This window comes from Arthrobacter sp. GAS37, assembly GCF_044908325.1.
Taxonomy (GTDB): domain Bacteria; phylum Actinomycetota; class Actinomycetes; order Actinomycetales; family Micrococcaceae; genus Arthrobacter; species Arthrobacter ramosus.
Genome location: NZ_JBIYDB010000020.1, coordinates 1 through 15798, shown reverse-complemented (window position 1 = coordinate 15798; position 15798 = coordinate 1). Strand labels below are relative to the sequence as shown.

Genomic DNA, 15798 nt, shown 5'->3' with positions numbered 1-15798 from the left:
GGAGGATGTATGTATTTCGCCGACTGGCTCGTTTTAGGGGCCTACTTCGTGGTCATGATAGGGATTGGCTGGTGGGCCAAGAGTCGAGTGAAAAACGCTGCCGACTTCTTCACCGCCGGTGGGAAGATGCCGTGGTGGCTGGCGGGAATTTCCCACCACATGTCCGGCTATTCGGCTGCTGTCTTCGTGGCCTACGCCGCCATCGCCTACACCACCGGTTTCGCACTGTATGTCTGGTGGGCGCTCACGATCACCATCGCTTGCCTTGTGGGCTCTGTCTTTTTCGCCCCGCGCTGGCCGCGCCTGAGGCAGCGTTTCGGAATCATCTCCCCGCTCGAATACCTGGCCACGCGCTACAACCTGCCCGCTCAGCAAGTACTGGCTTGGTCCGGTGCTGCATTGAAAGTCTTCGACGTAGCCGCCAAGTGGGCGGCTAGTGCGATCCTCCTGAACGTGTTCGCCGGGGTTCCGATTGCAGTCGGCATCCTGATCGTCGGCGGGGTCACGCTCATCTACTCGACCATTGGCGGCTTGTGGGCGGACGCGTTGACCGATATGGGCCAATTCATCATCCAGTCCGTGGCGGGCATTGCGATGCTCATCTTCGCCGTGGCCAAACTTGGGGGCGTTTCCTCGATCGCCGGAATCTGGTCGCGGCTGCCGGCCTCCCACTCGCAGCCATTCGCCGGCGACTACACCATCGGATTCTTCCTCGCCTACTGCCTGATCAGCACCATTTCCTACAACGGAGGAACCTGGAATCTGGCTCAACGCTTCATTGCCGCCCCGTCCGGCACAGCGGCCCGCAAATCAGTCCTGCTTTCGGGCGCGCTCTATCTCGTGTGGCCACTGGTGCTCTTCTTCCCCATGTGGGCCGCGCCGCTGATCTTGCCCAATCTGACGCACCCGGATCAGGCTTATGCGCTCCTGACCCAGCAGCTGCTGCCAGCCGGCCTGGTGGGCTTGGTCGTCGCCGGAATGTTCTCACACACCATGGCCATGACCTCTTCGGACGCCAACGCGATTTCCGCCGTCGTCATCCGGGACATCATCCCTGCGTTGCGCGGTTCCCGGCGGCCCCTGACTTCGCGTGCGGAACTACTGGGTGGCCGCATTTCCACCTTCCTGTTCATCGGCTTGTCGATGGTCATTGCCCTGAGCGCGGATTCATTCGGCGGCGTCCTGGGCCTGATAATCCTCTGGTTCGGGGCCTTGGTGGGGCCAATCGCCGTTCCCATGCTGCTGGGGATGCTGCGCCCATTCCGGCGCTGCGGCCCATCGGCAGCCTTGTTCTCCTGGGCCACCGGTTTGATCGTTTTCGCACTCGCAAAGTACGCCCTGGCCGCTCCCATCGCGAGCCTGGGCACGGCCAGTGCGCAGACAATCAACGTGGCCGCCCCGGTGCTTGCGTCCGCGATCGTCTATTGCGTCTTCGGCTGGCTACGCCCTTGGCACAACGAGGCTTCCGACGCCCTTGTCGAGTCCCTTGACCGCGACCTTGAGCCGGCCGTATCGCTTCCAGTTGAAAGCGCCGTCGCATGAGCGCAACCGGATCCGAAATACGGGATCAGCTGCTCAAGGGCGTCCTCCCTTGGTGGCTCGAGAACGGGGTCGACAGGAAAAACGGCGGGGTTTTCACTTGCTTTTCCAACTCAGGACGATTGCTTTCGAACGAAAAATATACGTGGTCCCAAGGCCGCTGGGCCTGGCTCTGCTCAAGGATTGCGCTGGACAGCGAGGCCGGAATCATCGGCGAAGATCCCCGGTTGTGGGCCACTCTGTCGATTGAAACGGCCAGGTTCATCCAAGAACACGCCATCCTGGACGGCAGTGTGACGGCATACCGCACATCGGCTGAAGGGCAGGCGCTACCGTCCGGGCCGCAAGGGGAGATCGCGGTCAGCGTACTGGCCGACCTCTTTGCGGCCTTGGGCCTGGCGGGTGCAGCCCGGCTTCCCCAAGCTTCAGAGCGGGAACGTGAAGGGTGGCTGCAATCAGCCCACGCACTTCTCGCCCACGCCGAAGAAAGAATCGAGGCCCGGAACGCTCCGTCCGAGCCATACCGCGTCCGGGCCGGATTCAAGGACGCGGCCGGGCTGATGCTGCTACTAAATGTGGGCGCCCAGCTGCATTTGGCCAGCGGCTCTGCTGAAAGCGCCGACACAGCCGGTGCCGCGCTGTCTCAACTCCTCGGCGACGGCACCTCTGAAGGCATGTGGAAGGCCGACTCCTGGTGGGAATACCGACCCGACAGCAGCGATGATCTGGACACCCTCCTGGCCCGCCACCGAACCCCCGGTCACCTTCTAGAGATGCTCTGGATGGTCATGGAAGCAGTCGAGATCATTCCTGATCTCGCGCCTCACATTCCGGACTGGCTACCGGACCTTGCCGTCCGGGCACTCGAAGCCGGCTGGGATGACCAGCACGGCGGCATCTTCCGATACGTCGACGGCACCGGAGCAGAACCACGGGGCAGGCTCCTCGGCAACGACACCTACGAAACCTTGGTGACCCAGACATGGGACACCAAGCTCTGGTGGGTCCAGGTTGAGGCCCTCTACGCGAGCAGGCTGCTCGCCGAGCGTTTCGGGCGTCCCGACCTCCTGGACTGGCATGAGCGAATCTGGACCTACACCCTCGACACATTTCCGGACCCCTCCGGCCAGGAGTGGCTGCAAATACGCGACCGCGCGGGAAAGCCCCTCGACAAGGTGGTGGCGCTGCCAGTCAAGGACCCCTTCCATATAGCCCGATCACTCCTCCTGACTACTGAACTAGAAACCCGAAGGACACACACGTGACAGCACAGACCACTTACAGCCCCGCCGTTTCCACACACCCGGACCGGGCCGCACTGGGGAAACACGCCGGCGCGCACGCAGCGGAAACGCTACGCAGGGCGCTCCGGAACCAACGGCAGGTCCGGCTGATGCTCGCAGCAGCTCCCAGCCAGGAGGCAACGCTTCAGGCGCTCGCCCAGCAACCCGGCATCGATTGGGCCCGCATAACGTGTTTCCACATGGACGACTACCTCGCGCTCGAGGCCGACGCACCTCAAGGATTCGGAAACTGGCTGCAACGCAAATTCTTCAGCCACCTTCCGTCGACCACCTTTCACCGCATAAACCCGGGGAACCCCGCCGAAGAGGAAGCGCAGCGCTATGGCAAGCTGATGGGCCAAGATCCCTTTGACCTCGTCCTGCTCGGCTTGGGAGTCAACGGCCATCTTGCCTTCAACGATCCCCCGGCCGACCTCACTGACCCGCTGCCCGCCCGCGTCATCAACCTGGACCAAGTAAGCCGCCAACAACAGGTGGACGAAGGGCATTTCGCGAGTGTCGACGGCGTTCCGCAGCGCGCCATCACCGTCTCCATCCCGCGGTTGTTGCATGCCTCCGAAATCATCGCTTCCGTCCCCGGTCTTGCCAAAAGGATGGCCGTCTACAACACGCTGAGCCAGCCGGTCAGCGGAGACCATCCCGGTACTGCGCTTCGCACGCACCCCAACGTCACCATCTACCTCGACGCCGAATCCGATCCGCGATGAACGCAAGTGAGCAGCTCTCGCAGGACTACCTCGGAAGAATCACCGAGCTCCTTGAGCGCATCCGCCTGGAAGAAGCCGAAAACATCAGCATCGCCGCCGGCATTCTCGCGGCCCAGGTGGCCAAGGACGAACTGGTACACATCTACGGCCCAGGCGGTCACTCGAACCTGGCGAGCCAGGAAGTGTTCTTCCGGGCAGGCGGGTTGATGCACGTCTCGGCCATTTTGGACGAAGGCACCCTGCTCTCCAGCGGCGCCCTCCGGTCAATGGCCATGGAACGGACTCCGGGTTACGGCCGGATCGTCATCGAGGATGCGGGCCTCGGACCAGGGGACGTCCTGATCCTGGTCAACGCGTACGGCATCAACAGTGCCCTCATCGACGCGGCACTGACGGCACGTGAACTATCGGTCAAGACCATCGGCGTTTCCTCGCGGGAGCACGCAGAGGAAACAGCCAGTGACCATCCCGCACGGCATCCGCAAAAGCTGAATCTGCACGACGTGGTCGACCACCACATCGACACGAAGGTTCCTGTCGGAGACGCCGTCATGAAGGTCCCCGGGGCACAGGAAAAAACAGCAGCTGTGTCCACGTTCGCCAATGCCTTCACCCTGAACTGGCTCATGATGTCCACTATCAGCAAGCTGAACGAAATCGGGATTGAGCCGCCATTGTGGAGATCGGGAAATGCTCCAGGCGGGGACGCAGCCAACCAGCAATTCATTTCACGTTTCAAAGGACGGGTACGCAAGCTGTGACACACCCGAAAACCATTGTGGGCAAAGACCCCCACCGGGGGACCAACATAGAAATCGCCTACGACACGACCATCCTGTCGGTGCGGGAGATCGATCCGGACCAGGGGCTGCCCGTCATCGCACCGGGGTTTATCGACGGCCAGGTCAACGGTTACGGCGGACTAGACGTCAACGCCGCTGACGTCACGCCGCAAACCATCATCGACATGAGCGCGGAGCTGGCGAAGCTGGGCGTCACGACGTGGGTGCCAACCATCGTGACAGCGTCGGAAGAGGCAATCACCGGCGCGCTCGAACAGATCAACCGGGCCTGCGAAATTGATCCAAGCACCAGGGCAGCCATCCCCTGCGTCCACATCGAGGGCCCGTTCATCTCGGATCAGGACGGTCCCCGGGGCGTCCACGACGCCGACTTCGTGCGCCCCTTGGACGTCCAGGAGGTCCGGCGCTGGCTTCGCGCAAGCGGAATGGTCGGCATCGTCACCGTCTCCCCCCATACGCCCGACGCGCCGGCCCAGATCGCCCAAATCCGCGAACTCGGCCTCCATGTGGCCATCGGACACACGCACGCGAGTCCTGAACAAATCACGGCTGCCATCACCGCGGGAGCCAGCCTGGCCACCCATCTAGGCAACGGCATAGCCACCACCCTGCCCAGGCACCCCAATGCCCTGTGGACTCAACTCGCTGACGACCGCCTCACGGCAGGACTCATAGCGGATGGCCACCACTTGCCCAGCGATACGCTGAAAGTCATGATCAGGGCCAAGACCCCCGAACGCGCTTATCTGGTTTCGGACAGCACCGCGCTGGCCGGCAGCGAGCCAGGCCGCCACCGTACTTCCGTGGGCGGCCTGGTGGATCTTGCCCCTGGCGGGAGGCTCTCCCATGTGGGCACGGATCTGCTCGCAGGGGCCGCCGCTACCCTCCCGGACGGTTTCCGGAACGTGATCCGAAATGTCGGCCTGGATCTATCGGAAGCCCTCAAAATGGTGACGTCCACTCCCGCCCGGGTGATCCCGGGTACCCGACCGGGGCTCGGCCACCTTCAAGTCGGTTCCCCGGCAGATTTTGTCCTGATCACCGCGGGCGGACCCGAAGCAGGGACCATTACCGCGGTTATCCAAGGCGGTCGAAAGGTATCGGGCGAACCGGAATGAGTACCAGCCAACCCCAGCAGGCCGTCCTGCGAGTCGGCGCCGCCGTCGTCGAGATCTTTCCGCCCGCAGGTACCCCAATGGCCGGATTCGCGGCTAGGACGGAACCGAGCACCGGCGTCCACGATCCCCTAACCATCCGGGCGCTGGCCGTCGATGACACCTGCTGGATCACTGTGGATGTATGCGGCCTCCATGAAGACACATGCACCCGCATCGCACACGGTTTGCCGCTTATGCCGGAACGTGTCGCGATCACCGCGACCCACACGCACGCGGGCCCGTGCGTCATGCCGGGCCGGCTCGGAGGCCATGATCCGCGGCTCCTGGAGGAGATCGTCTTGGCTTGCCGCGAGGCCACGGAGGCCGCCGTGGCCTCCCAGCGGCCGGCGACCCTGCAATACGGCCAATCTCGCGGAGTGGACGTTGCCAGGAACCGACGCCATCCCGAACGTGCCGTGGATCCGCCAGTCCAGGTTGCCTCTTTCAACGACGCAAGCGGAGAAGTGGTTGCCTGGATTGTTCTCTATCCCTGCCACCCGGTGGTCCTGGGTCCGGAAAACCGGCTCATCAGCGGCGATTACCCGGCGTTCACCAGGAGGGTCCTGGAGGAACGTTCCCCCGGCTCAGTGGCCCTTTTCCTGCCCGGGACCGCCGGGGACATCAACTCGGGCCATCCCGCCGACGCGTCGTACACGCTTTCCGGCTCCGCCGGCAGGACGATGGAGCAGGCGCGCAAGATCGGAGAACATGTGGCCGCATCCGTGTTGGGGACCCCGCTCCTATCCGTCTCCGATTCCGGGAAGACCTCCGCCGCCCGGAGGACCATCAGCGTGGCAATGAATTCGCGCGATGCGGTTTCGCCCGCGGAGTTGAGCCGGCAGTGGGAGGCCGAAGCGGTTTCGGCAGCGACGGGCCGGCGATCCCTTCTCAACGCGTGGAAGCAGTGGGCCGTGGACCGCCGTCCCGAAGAGGAATTGTCCTGGGAGGCCCCGGTGAGCGTCTTCAACTGGCAGGGCCTGACCCTCGTAGGATTACCCGGAGAACCATTCCTGGCCGCAACGGAAGCCATCGCCTCCCGGGTCGAGGGGCCCGTATTCGTCACTGGTTACACCAACGGGTGCCCAGGATACTTCCCAGCCGCTGATGAATATGATTTCGGAGGATACGAGGTGGAGGACGCGCACCGCTACTACGGCATGCCGGCCCCCTTCGCGCCTGGCAGTGCCGAAGCGCTGATCCAGGCCGCATTGGAACTCATGGGTGAGCTCCAATGACAGGCCGTCCAACCATCACGCAGTTGGCGGCCGAACTCGGCATCGCTCCCTCAACCGTGTCGAGGGCCTTTACCCGGCCGAACCTCCTCAAACCGGAGACGGTGGCGCTGGTACAAAAAGCTGCCGAAGCCGCCGGCTACGTACCGAACCATCACGCACGCGCCCTCTCAACAGGTCGTGCCGGGGCGATCGGACTCATCGTGCCGGACATTGCCAACCCGTTCTTCCCTCCGCTGGTCCGGGCGGCTCAAAACTACGCGAGCGACCTCGGACTATCCGTATTCTTGGCGGACACGGATGAAGACCCGAATCGCGAAGATCGTCTCATCTCACGGATGGCGCCCCAGGTTGAAGGGCTGATCGTCGTTTCATCCCGGCTCGCTTCGGCCCGCATCCGGCAAATCGCCGATTCCCAGCGCGTGGCCTTCATCAACCGCGATGTTCAGGAGACCTACCGGGTACTGCTGGACACTACGGCGGCCATCCGCTCCGCGCTGACACACCTGTCCGAGCTCGGCCACCGTCGCGTGGCCTACGTCGGCGGGCCACCACAATCTTGGGCAAACAAGCAGCGTCGCTCGGCCGTGGACAACTTCTCGAAGGTCCATGCCCTCGAGGTCACGCACTTCAGCGCGGATCCGGGCACCTACGAAGCGGCGAAGGCTCTCAGCGATTCGGTGGCAGTGTCCGGCGTCACCGCAGTCATCGCTTTCGACGACGTCATCGCGCACGGCCTGATGGGCGGGTTTGCTGCCGCAGGCGTGGACGTCCCGAAGGACTTGAGCGTCATCGGATGCGACGACACCCTCGCGACCACAACGTTTCCTGCACTTTCGACGATCGCGGTCAATGTCGGTGCAGCAGCCCGGCGCGCCGTCGCTGCCCTATCCGAGAACCCAGGCTCAACCAGCCTGCCCGGAGCGAGGATCATCTTCGAAGGAACCCTCGTCCTCAGGGGAACAGCAGGACCGGTCCGGCCTACGTCCAGCCCGCTAACGCTAGAACCGGAGCTCGATTACCCGGCGACCCGAAGCGTCCAGACTGGCCGTGGCAGTGACAGCTGAGTAATCCGCTATCTGCCACAGCCCATCCGCTGCCTCGCCGCCGGCGTCGCCCACCACCACGGTCCGCATGCCGGCCGCACGGGCGGAAGCGATGCCCGCGGGGGCATCTTCGAACACGACGACGTCGCCCGGCTCGGCACCCAGCAGCGCCGCGGCCCTGAGGTAGCCTTCAGGGTCGGGCTTGCCGCGGGTCACGGCCTCGGAGGTGACAGTGGTCGCAGGCATCTGGAGTCCGGCTGCCTGCATGCGCACCCCGGCGAGGATCCGATCGGCCGAGGTGACCATCGCGACGGCGTCGGCCGGCAAGGACCGCAGCAGTTCCCCGGCTCCGGGCAACGCCACGATCCCGTCCGTCCGGGTCCGCTCCATCTCGCCGAGTTCCTCGGCGAGCGCGTCGATGTCAGCTCCGGCCGGGGCGAAACGGCGCACCGTGTCCTTGGCCTGGACCCCGTGTGAAGTCCGCAGGATCTCGTCGATGTCCAGTCCATACCGGCCGGCGAATTCGCTCCACACTTGCTCCACGATCGCGGTGGAATCCACCAAAGTGCCGTCCATATCGAACAGGACAGCCCGGACGGTCAGGGTTTTCACGGCTTCAGCAGGCAGGTTCATGAATCCATCCTGCCGTTGAAGCTGGTCCTCCGCCCAACTTTTACAGTGTGAGTCCTAGCCGTTGGGCCTGTTGGGGATGTACTGAACGGCCCACTTGTTGCCGTCCGGATCGGCGAAGTAGACAAAGTGGCCCCAATCCTGGATGTCAATGTCGCTGACTTCCACGCCGTTGGCCTTGAGCTGGCTGTGGGCCTCCTGGATATCCCCCACCACCATCTGCAGGCTGGGGGCGGTCCCTGGAGGGGCGTCGTTCAGGCCCTCGCCGATGCAGATGGAGCAGGCCGAGCCAGGCGGAGTCAGTTGGACGAAGCGGATGCCGTCCATGGGCCGCTCGTCGTAGTCGGCGTTGAAGCCCACTTTGTTGACGTAGAAATCCTTGGCGCGGTCCACATCGGACACAGGGACAAACACAAGTTCAAGTTTCCAGTCCATGCGCCAAAGGCTATCGGCGGAGCCGGAAAACCGGTAGGGGGCAATCGATCCGGCACCGCGGCAACGCCTCGACCGTGGGTGTGGGCCGGGGGGGGGGGGGGGGGGCGCCCCCCCCCCCCCCCCCCCCCCCCCCACACCCGCGAATCCGCGGGACCTGGCTAGGCGTTTTGCAGGGAAGGCTCGACGACGACGCCCGCCCGGGCGCCCGCTCCAGCTTCGGTTTCAGCCTCGCTTGCGGCGAGTTGAGCCGCCAGGCTGCGTGCGCGGGCGCGGGACGGAAGGAGCCATGCCACCAACGTGGCAAGGACCAGGACGGAGGCACCAACGTAGATGGCGGGAATGGCCGCGTCCACATAGCCCGTGGGAGTGAGTTTGCCGCCGGCTCCTGTGAAAACTGCCGTCAGGACGGCTACGCCCAGTGCTACACCGATCTCGCGGAGCGTGGAGTTGGTGCCGCTCGCTTTTGCGTGGTCCTCGGCGCGCATGTTGGCGAGCACCGACGTCGACATCGGGGCGAAAACCAGGCCCATCCCGATTCCTGCGGCCACAAAGCCTGGCACCAACGTTTCGTACGGGACGGTCGCGGAAAGGACTCCGGCCAGCCAGAACATGCCGGCTGTGAGCAGCGCAAGGCCCGTGATCATCAGGGTCCTGGTGCCAAGCCGGGGTGCCAGCAGGCCTGCCAGCGGTGCGACGAACATGGGGGCCAACGTCCAGGGCATCGTCATGGCGCCGGCCGCGAGGGGTCCATGGCCCTGCACTACCTGCAGGAACTGGATGAGGATGAAGACGGACCCGAAGATCCCGAAGCTGAAGGTCAGGCCGATCAGGTTGGCCACGGTGAAGCTACGGTCGCGGAAGAGCCGGAGCGGAAGCAGCGGCGCGGCGACGCGGGATTCCCACAGAACGAAGGCGAGCAGCAGGACCCCGCCACCGATCAAGGCGCCGAGCACTTCGGCACTGGACCAGCCGGCGTCGTTCCCTCGGACAATGCCGAAGACGAGCGCCAAGAGGCCCAGTCCGGAGAGAAGAAGGCCAACGACGTCGGCGCGGATGCGTGCGCCGAAGCCGTTCGGCAGCGCGAAGATCGCGAGCGGAATCGACAGGATTCCGATGGGTACGTTGAGCCAGAAGATCGCTTCCCAGCTCCAGCCTTCCACCACGGCGCCGCCGATCAGCGGCCCAAGGGCGACACCAAGGCCGGAGACTCCGCCCCAGATGCCGATGGCGAGCGGGCGCAGCTTGTCACTGACCGAGCCCACCAGCAGGGTGAGCGATAGCGGCATGAGCGCCGCGGAACCAACGCCTTGGACTGCGCGGGCCGCGATGAGCTGCAACGGATCCGTGCTGACGGCTGCCGCTGCGGAAGCCAGGGTGAAGATGGCAAGACCGGCGATGAAGACGTGGCGGCGGCCGAAGCGGTCCCCCAGGCCGACGGCCAGCAGCATGAACGCCGCGAAGCTCAGGGAGTAGGCGTTGACGATCCACTGCAGTTCCTCGACGCTCGCGCCGAGGGCCTTGTGCATCACGGGCAGTGCATTGGTGACCACAAGGTTGTCCAGGGTGGCCATGAAGACGGGAAGGGAGGCCGCCACAATGGCCAACCAGACGGGAATGGTGCGTTTCATGATGACTCCACGGGGTCGCTGAGGGTGCCGTTTTCGACTTGTTGTAATCGAATGATTACTTAAAGGCCCAAGTTAGTTATCAGCTGATAACATGTCAAGTGTGGTGAAGAAAACAGCGGGCACAGGCGCCCCGGAAAGCGGCTCAACCAGCCAGGCAACGGCCGAACGTATACCCGCGGCTCAACGGCGCGAACTGATCCTGGAAGCCGCCACCGGCGTCTTCGCCGAGCGTGGCTACGCCGGTTCCACCACGGACCAGGTGGCAAAGGCTGCGGGCATCAGCCAGCCATACGTCGTGCGGATGTTCGGCACCAAGGAGACCCTGTTCCTGGAGGCCTTGGACCGCGCCCAGGGCAAGTTGCTGCGCGCATTCCGCGACGTCATCGCGGCGTACGACGCCGGAGAACTCGCCGAAGGACTCCAGCGCCTTGATCCTGCCGCCGGCAGCGGACGACCGGAACAGCTCAAGCAGCTCATGGCCATCGCCTACGCGGATCTGGTGGAGGACCGCGGGATCCTCATGATGCTCATGCAAGCTTTCGTGTCAGGCCATGAACCCGCCATCGGGGCACGTGCCAGGGAAGGATTCCTGGATATTTACCGCCTGGTGCGGGACGAAGCCGGCCTGTCCCCCGAAACCGCCCGCGACTTCCTTGCCCAGGGCATGCTCATGAACACCCTGATCGGCATCCGCCTGCCGGAAGTCTACGAGCAGGACGAGACCGCCGAGGAGTTGCTTGAGTGCACCCTGCGGTCCAAGCTGCCCATGGTGCTCAAGGCAAGCAAGGCGCAGCGCCGGGCGGGGTGAGGCTCGGGCTGCGCCGTCCGCGCCGAGACCGTGGGTGCGGGCCGTGGGCTGCGTTCCGCCGGAACCCAGCCCACGGCCCACACCCACGAATTCGCGGATGGCCTCGCTAGCCGGTCACGCCGTACAGGCGGTCTCCGGCGTCGCCCAGGCCCGGAACAATGTAGGCCTTTTCGTTGAGCCTCTCGTCAATCGAGGCGAGAACGATCTTGACGTTGGCCTCGGAAAGCTCTTCTTCGAGCTTGGCCAGGCCTTCCGGCGCGGCCAGCAGGCAGATGCACGTGACGTCCGACGCGCCGCGCTTGAAGAGGAACTTGATGGCCTCGCGCAGGGTGCCGCCGGTGGCGAGCATGGGGTCCAGGACAAAGATCTGGCGGCCGGTGAGGTCCTCGGGGAGACGCTCGGCGTAGGTGATGATGTCCAGGGTCTCTTCGTCGCGAGCCATGCCCAGGAAGCCCACTTCGGCGGTGGGTACCAGCTTGGTCATGCCCTCGAGCATGCCGAGGCCCGCGCGCAGAATGGGAACCACCAGCGGCGTCGGCTTGGTGAAGGCGGTACCAATCGTCTTGGTCACAGGAGTTTCGATTTCCACCGGTTCGGTCCTGACCTCCCGGGTGGCCTCGTAGGCCAGGAGGGTGACGAGCTCTTCGGTGAGTTGCCGGAAGACCGGTGAAGGAGTGTTCTTATCCCGCAGAACGGTGAGCTTGTGAGCGACCAGCGGGTGGTCCACGACGAGTGTGCGCATGACTCCAAAACTATCATTGAGGCATGAGCACCAACGAGCCTTATCACGCAGAGCACGCGGCCTGGATGGGTCTGGCCCTGGACGAGGCCCGGCGGGCGCTCGATACGGAGGACGTGCCGATCGGCGCAGTCGTTTTAGGGCCCGACGGCGGCGTGCTGGGTGCCGGCCGGAACGAACGGGAAGCGCACGGCGACCCAACGGCGCACGCCGAGATCGTCGCCATCCGCGAAGCGGCCGCCGCCCTGCAACGCCACGCCCTTGAGCTCGGCGAAGGCGGAGACGGCTGGCGGCTAGAGGACTGCACCCTCGTCGTGACGCTGGAGCCGTGTGCGATGTGCGCCGGAGCCATTGTGCTGGCCCGGATTCCGCGGGTGGTCTTCGGCGCCTGGGATGAGAAGGCCGGTGCCGCCGGATCCGTGTTCGATATCTTGCGGGAACGCAGGCTCAACCACTGGGTGGAGGTCTACGCAGGCGTGCGCGAGAACGAATGTTCAGCGTTGCTCCGCGATTTCTTCGAAGCCCACCGGAAATAGCAGCCGCCCAGGCACACCCGCGTCGGATTCTGCTCAATCATTCGAGTGGACAAACCTAAGCCCCCTGGAATCACGCGGTGAACAACACCTGGGGTGGGGAATGATCCAGCAAAATCCAACGCAGGGCAGGCCTGTCGCGTGGGCGCGACAGCCACGCCGTCACGCCCGACGAGGCAGGCCAAACGAGGAACCAACAACCGAGCAGGATGCCACACCCGCAGAAGCGACACCTACAGGAGCGACACCCCCAGGAGCTTGGAAGAGTACTCCTTTGACGACACTTCCGTGGAACGTCCGCGTGGCAACAACGGCCCACGCGCCAAGCAACAACGCGTAGCCCCCGACGGCCATTGCCTCAAAGACTGCTAAGTGCGTGTGCGCAGCGAGACCACTCAAGCCCGTGACACAGGTTCCGAGCGGAAAGGTGAAGGACCACCAAGTCAGTGAGAACGGCAAACCCCTGCGCAGGGTGCGCACAGTGATGACCGCCGCCAGGGCTGCCCACATCAGTGCAAAACCCAAAACCGGCACCCCATAAAGGACCCCGAACACTTCCAACGCAGATGCCAGCGTCCCGGACGCAGCCAGATGCGCATTGGAACCCAGCAGATTGGCCGCCGTGATGGACTGTCCCAGCGGTCCCAAGACGATCCACAGGGTAGGGACGGCAGAGGCCGCCAGGTCTTTGTGAAGGGCCAGCCGGTACCAGATCAAGGGAATGATGATCAGGGAGGCCATGAGGCTGAGGCCGAACATCGCGTAGCAGGCCATGAGCATCGTCAACCCCAGTTGCCCGGAAGGAACATACGGCACCAGCAAAGCCCCCGTGGACGCCGAGACCATGGGAGGAACCACCGGCATCAGCCAGCCGCCGAAGGCATCCGCCGCAGTGACGTTGTGCCGGGTGAACTGCAGGTACGGCACGGCAACCGTGCTTGCCAGTCCGAGAACCGTGCCGAGGATCCAGAGTCCCGCATCGATGCCCAGCGCCAATCGCTCGCCGATCACGTCCTTGCCAAGCAGCAAGGTGGCCGCGCCAACGGTGAGCATGGCCATGGGCGGTGCGCCGTAGAAGTGCGCCATGACTGGGTGGTTGTGGTGGCTGAGTGCCGTTTCGCGATGACGGACCCAGTGCACCACGGTCGAGGCAGTCAGGAGGATCAGGAGGAGAAAGACCACGCCCCAAAGCACGGTTGCTGCGATGCGCAAACCCGGGAACTGTATGGGCAGCGTCACCGCTGCGGTTGCTACGATTCCGGTGCCCATAATGCTGGCAAACCAGTTCGGCGTAAGGTTGGCGAAGAGGTCCGAAAGTTTTCCCATGCCATCCATGTTTCCGGGTCCCGTCGCCCCGCAGTAGTGGGCATAGACTTGTCAGGGTACAAGCTGCACTTGTACCTGACTGGTCAACACCACAGGAGGGAAGCCGTGCTTAGCTCCAGTGTCCCCGAGCTCTCCGCGCTGGAAATGCTCGCCGCAGTGCACGAGCTGGGGAGCCTCTCGGCAGCCGGCAAGCAGCTAAGGCTTTCCCAGCAGGCTGTTTCGTCCCGGATGCGAGCCCTGGAGGCACGGATTGGCGCCCCGCTCCTGACCCGCACGCCCCGCGGCTCCACGCTGACGGAATCCGGCGTTCTGGTGGCCGGATGGGCGGCCGAGGTCCTCGCCGCGGCGGAACGGCTCGACGCCGGAATCGCATCGATCCGTTCGGACAGTCTCCGCCAGTTGCACGTTGCAGCGAGCCAGACCATCGCCGAGCATCTCTTGCCCCATTGGCTGGTTGCCTTGCGCCGACAACAGGAGGGCACCGGCGCCACCCCTATCGTCGTGGAGCTGACGGTTTCCAATAGCGAGACCGCTGCGGCCCACGTCCGTTCCGGGGACGCCGAAATCGCGTTCATAGAGAGTCCGCATCTGCCGCCAGGCCTGAGCACCGCCAGCGTCCAAGAAGACGACTTGGTCCTTGTAGTGGCGCCGGACCACCCGTGGGCGCGGCGAAAGTCTGCTGTCACCGCCGCCGAACTGGCCCGTACCGCGCTGGTGACCAGGGAACACGGCAGCGGGACGAGGGACGCCTTGGAATACGTGCTCGCGGCGGCCGGCGCACCGCCGTCGGCCCCTCCCCTAGTGGAACTGCCGACGACGGCGGCAGTCCGTTCGGCGGTGGCTGCAGGAACGGCTCCTGCCGTGCTAAGTGCGCTCGCGGTGCGGGATGACGTCGTCCTTCAGCGCTTGGTCGCCGTGCCTGTGCGCGGGGTGCTGCTGCGCCGCACACTCACGGCGGTCTGGCTGAGCGGCAATACTCCGCCTCCCGGCCCTGCGCGAGACCTCGCCGCTATCGCCGCTCGCCCGAGGCCCGGCGCAACCCCGGTGAAACCGCGGGCGTAGCCAGCGCCCTTGAAATTGCGGGGTATTGGACGTCAGATGGTCTCAGACAGCACACCTGAGGAGGACCTCATCACCGTCTCTTTCAACCACACCATCGTCTACGCAACGGACAAGCGCCGTTCCGCGGAGTTCCTGGCCAACATGTTTGGATTGCCGAAGCCGCAACCCATGTGGTCCTTCATGACTGTGTCCTTTGACCATGGAGTGGCCCTCGATTTCGCCACGGCGAACCGGCCCATCTCGCCCCAGCACTATGCCTTCCTGGTCAGTGAGGACGACTTCGACGGGATCTTCGCCCGGATCCAGACCGAAGGAATCGCCTATTGGGCGGACCCTGCGCGGTCCCGCCCCCACCAGATCAACCACAACGACGGCGGACGCGGCGTCTACTTCGCCGATCCGGACGGGCATTTCCTGGAGGCGATCACGCGGCCGTATGGATCGGGTGCCGCATGAGTTCCCTGGTGCGGGTCACGGCCACAGTGACCGGCCGCGTCCAGGGCGTCGGTTTCCGCTACTCGACAATGCACCAAGCCCGGATGCTGGGACTGTCCGGAGAGGCGGCCAACCAGATGGACGGCTCGGTGCAGGTAATCGCTGAAGGTGATCGCGACGCCGTGGACTCCTTGCTGGAATGGCTGCAATCCCGGGATGCCCCGGGCCGGGTGAAACACGTGGATGCCACGTTCACGCAAGCCACCGGCGAGTTCTCCGGATTCTGGGTGGACTGAGCCTCCCCAGACTGAACCGAGCCCTAGTACTACAGTCGCGTTTAATTTTAGCCGCGTCGGCGTTTTAACCGGGTTTTTGGTCCGGAGCCTGTTAATCGTTGGTGGTGAGTGATGATAT

At 64.5% G+C, this 15798-nt stretch carries 17 protein-coding genes; 12 read left to right on the top strand and 5 right to left on the bottom strand.

Annotation, left to right across the window (positions count from 1 at the left end; translation table 11 throughout):
- The first annotated feature begins 9 nt into the window (after positions 1-9).
- From ABH924_RS15735 to ABH924_RS15705, 7 genes are read left to right on the top strand one after another with little or no spacing between them, the layout of a single operon-like run.
- Complete coding sequence (locus ABH924_RS15735) at positions 10-1542, top strand: sodium:solute symporter family protein (RefSeq protein ID WP_404500217.1); 1533 nt, start codon at positions 10-12, stop codon at positions 1540-1542.
- Positions 1539-2804, top strand: a complete 1266-nt coding sequence (locus ABH924_RS15730; RefSeq protein WP_404500215.1) for an AGE family epimerase/isomerase — start codon at positions 1539-1541, stop codon at positions 2802-2804. Before ABH924_RS15735 ends, ABH924_RS15730 begins: the two co-directional genes overlap by 4 nt.
- Entirely contained in the window at positions 2801-3550 is a 750-nt protein-coding gene (locus ABH924_RS15725) for a 6-phosphogluconolactonase (RefSeq protein ID WP_404500213.1), read from the top strand. Before ABH924_RS15730 ends, ABH924_RS15725 begins: the two co-directional genes overlap by 4 nt.
- The gene (locus ABH924_RS15720; protein WP_404500211.1) at positions 3547-4311 is read left to right on the top strand and encodes a sugar isomerase domain-containing protein; all 765 of its coding nucleotides are present in this window, start codon (positions 3547-3549) and stop codon (positions 4309-4311) included. Before ABH924_RS15725 ends, ABH924_RS15720 begins: the two co-directional genes overlap by 4 nt.
- Positions 4308-5471, top strand: a complete 1164-nt coding sequence (locus ABH924_RS15715) for an N-acetylglucosamine-6-phosphate deacetylase (protein WP_404500209.1) — start codon at positions 4308-4310, stop codon at positions 5469-5471. The genes ABH924_RS15720 and ABH924_RS15715 overlap by 4 nt, the downstream gene beginning before the upstream one ends.
- Entirely contained in the window at positions 5468-6745 is a 1278-nt protein-coding gene (locus tag ABH924_RS15710) for a neutral/alkaline non-lysosomal ceramidase N-terminal domain-containing protein (RefSeq protein WP_404500207.1), read from the top strand. Before ABH924_RS15715 ends, ABH924_RS15710 begins: the two co-directional genes overlap by 4 nt.
- Positions 6742-7809, top strand: a complete 1068-nt coding sequence (locus tag ABH924_RS15705) for a LacI family DNA-binding transcriptional regulator (protein WP_234752418.1) — start codon at positions 6742-6744, stop codon at positions 7807-7809. Before ABH924_RS15710 ends, ABH924_RS15705 begins: the two co-directional genes overlap by 4 nt.
- Here ABH924_RS15705 and ABH924_RS15700 read toward each other — a convergent pair.
- From ABH924_RS15700 to ABH924_RS15690, 3 genes are all read right to left on the bottom strand, one after another.
- On the bottom strand, positions 7744-8421 hold the full coding sequence (locus tag ABH924_RS15700) for an HAD-IA family hydrolase (protein WP_404500205.1): 678 nt from the start codon (positions 8419-8421) through the stop codon (positions 7744-7746). The two genes, ABH924_RS15705 and ABH924_RS15700, sit on opposite strands and share 66 nt — an antisense overlap.
- 54 nt (positions 8422-8475) lie before the next feature.
- Positions 8476-8853 (bottom strand): VOC family protein, encoded by a 378-nt coding sequence (locus ABH924_RS15695; protein ID WP_234752415.1) that lies wholly within the window; start codon positions 8851-8853, stop codon positions 8476-8478.
- Positions 8854-9011: 158 nt separating this feature from the next.
- Positions 9012-10481 (bottom strand): MFS transporter, encoded by a 1470-nt coding sequence (locus ABH924_RS15690; protein ID WP_404500202.1) that lies wholly within the window; start codon positions 10479-10481, stop codon positions 9012-9014.
- A 100-nt stretch (positions 10482-10581) separates the two neighbouring features.
- Here ABH924_RS15690 and ABH924_RS15685 point away from each other — a divergent pair, with 100 nt between their 5' ends.
- Entirely contained in the window at positions 10582-11289 is a 708-nt protein-coding gene (locus ABH924_RS15685; protein WP_404500200.1) for a TetR/AcrR family transcriptional regulator, read from the top strand.
- A gap of 106 nt (positions 11290-11395) precedes the next feature.
- On the opposite strand, the gene upp is transcribed toward ABH924_RS15685, so the two are convergent.
- Positions 11396-12031: a uracil phosphoribosyltransferase gene (gene upp / locus ABH924_RS15680; protein ID WP_404500198.1), complete on the bottom strand. Its 636-nt coding sequence runs from the start codon at positions 12029-12031 to the stop codon at positions 11396-11398.
- A gap of 23 nt (positions 12032-12054) precedes the next feature.
- Between upp and tadA the strand changes: the two genes are divergently transcribed.
- The gene (gene tadA / locus ABH924_RS15675; RefSeq protein WP_404500196.1) at positions 12055-12564 is read left to right on the top strand and encodes a tRNA adenosine(34) deaminase TadA; all 510 of its coding nucleotides are present in this window, start codon (positions 12055-12057) and stop codon (positions 12562-12564) included.
- 159 nt (positions 12565-12723) lie between these two features.
- On the opposite strand, the gene ABH924_RS15670 is transcribed toward tadA, so the two are convergent.
- Positions 12724-13887, bottom strand: a complete 1164-nt coding sequence (locus ABH924_RS15670) for a TDT family transporter (RefSeq protein WP_404500194.1) — start codon at positions 13885-13887, stop codon at positions 12724-12726.
- A gap of 105 nt (positions 13888-13992) precedes the next feature.
- Between ABH924_RS15670 and ABH924_RS15665 the strand changes: the two genes are divergently transcribed.
- From ABH924_RS15665 to ABH924_RS15655, 3 genes are read left to right on the top strand one after another with little or no spacing between them, the layout of a single operon-like run.
- On the top strand, positions 13993-14949 hold the full coding sequence (locus ABH924_RS15665; protein WP_404500192.1) for a LysR family transcriptional regulator: 957 nt from the start codon (positions 13993-13995) through the stop codon (positions 14947-14949).
- A gap of 36 nt (positions 14950-14985) precedes the next feature.
- Positions 14986-15405, top strand: coding sequence for a VOC family protein (locus ABH924_RS15660; RefSeq protein WP_404500190.1), 420 nt, complete (start codon positions 14986-14988; stop codon positions 15403-15405).
- Positions 15402-15680: an acylphosphatase gene (locus ABH924_RS15655; RefSeq protein WP_404500188.1), complete on the top strand. Its 279-nt coding sequence runs from the start codon at positions 15402-15404 to the stop codon at positions 15678-15680. Before ABH924_RS15660 ends, ABH924_RS15655 begins: the two co-directional genes overlap by 4 nt.
- The last annotated feature ends 118 nt before the right edge of the window (positions 15681-15798 follow it).

Bases quoted from the DNA above. Each gene is read 5' to 3' on its own strand.
- ABH924_RS15735 (WP_404500217.1), top strand. From the start codon at position 10: ATGTATTTCGCCGACTGGCTCGTTTTAGGGGCCTACTTCGTGGTCATG.
- ABH924_RS15730 (WP_404500215.1), top strand. From the start codon at position 1,539: ATGAGCGCAACCGGATCCGAAATACGGGATCAGCTGCTCAAGGGCGTC.
- ABH924_RS15720 (WP_404500211.1), top strand. From the start codon at position 3,547: ATGAACGCAAGTGAGCAGCTCTCGCAGGACTACCTCGGAAGAATCACC.
- ABH924_RS15710 (WP_404500207.1), top strand. From the start codon at position 5,468: ATGAGTACCAGCCAACCCCAGCAGGCCGTCCTGCGAGTCGGCGCCGCC.
- ABH924_RS15705 (WP_234752418.1), top strand. From the start codon at position 6,742: ATGACAGGCCGTCCAACCATCACGCAGTTGGCGGCCGAACTCGGCATC.
- ABH924_RS15700 (WP_404500205.1), bottom strand. From the start codon at position 8,421: ATGAACCTGCCTGCTGAAGCCGTGAAAACCCTGACCGTCCGGGCTGTC.
- ABH924_RS15695 (WP_234752415.1), bottom strand. From the start codon at position 8,853: ATGGACTGGAAACTTGAACTTGTGTTTGTCCCTGTGTCCGATGTGGAC.
- ABH924_RS15690 (WP_404500202.1), bottom strand. From the start codon at position 10,481: ATGAAACGCACCATTCCCGTCTGGTTGGCCATTGTGGCGGCCTCCCTT.
- upp (WP_404500198.1), bottom strand. From the start codon at position 12,031: ATGCGCACACTCGTCGTGGACCACCCGCTGGTCGCTCACAAGCTCACC.
- tadA (WP_404500196.1), top strand. From the start codon at position 12,055: ATGAGCACCAACGAGCCTTATCACGCAGAGCACGCGGCCTGGATGGGT.
- ABH924_RS15670 (WP_404500194.1), bottom strand. From the start codon at position 13,887: ATGGGAAAACTTTCGGACCTCTTCGCCAACCTTACGCCGAACTGGTTT.
- ABH924_RS15660 (WP_404500190.1), top strand. From the start codon at position 14,986: ATGGTCTCAGACAGCACACCTGAGGAGGACCTCATCACCGTCTCTTTC.
- ABH924_RS15655 (WP_404500188.1), top strand. From the start codon at position 15,402: ATGAGTTCCCTGGTGCGGGTCACGGCCACAGTGACCGGCCGCGTCCAG.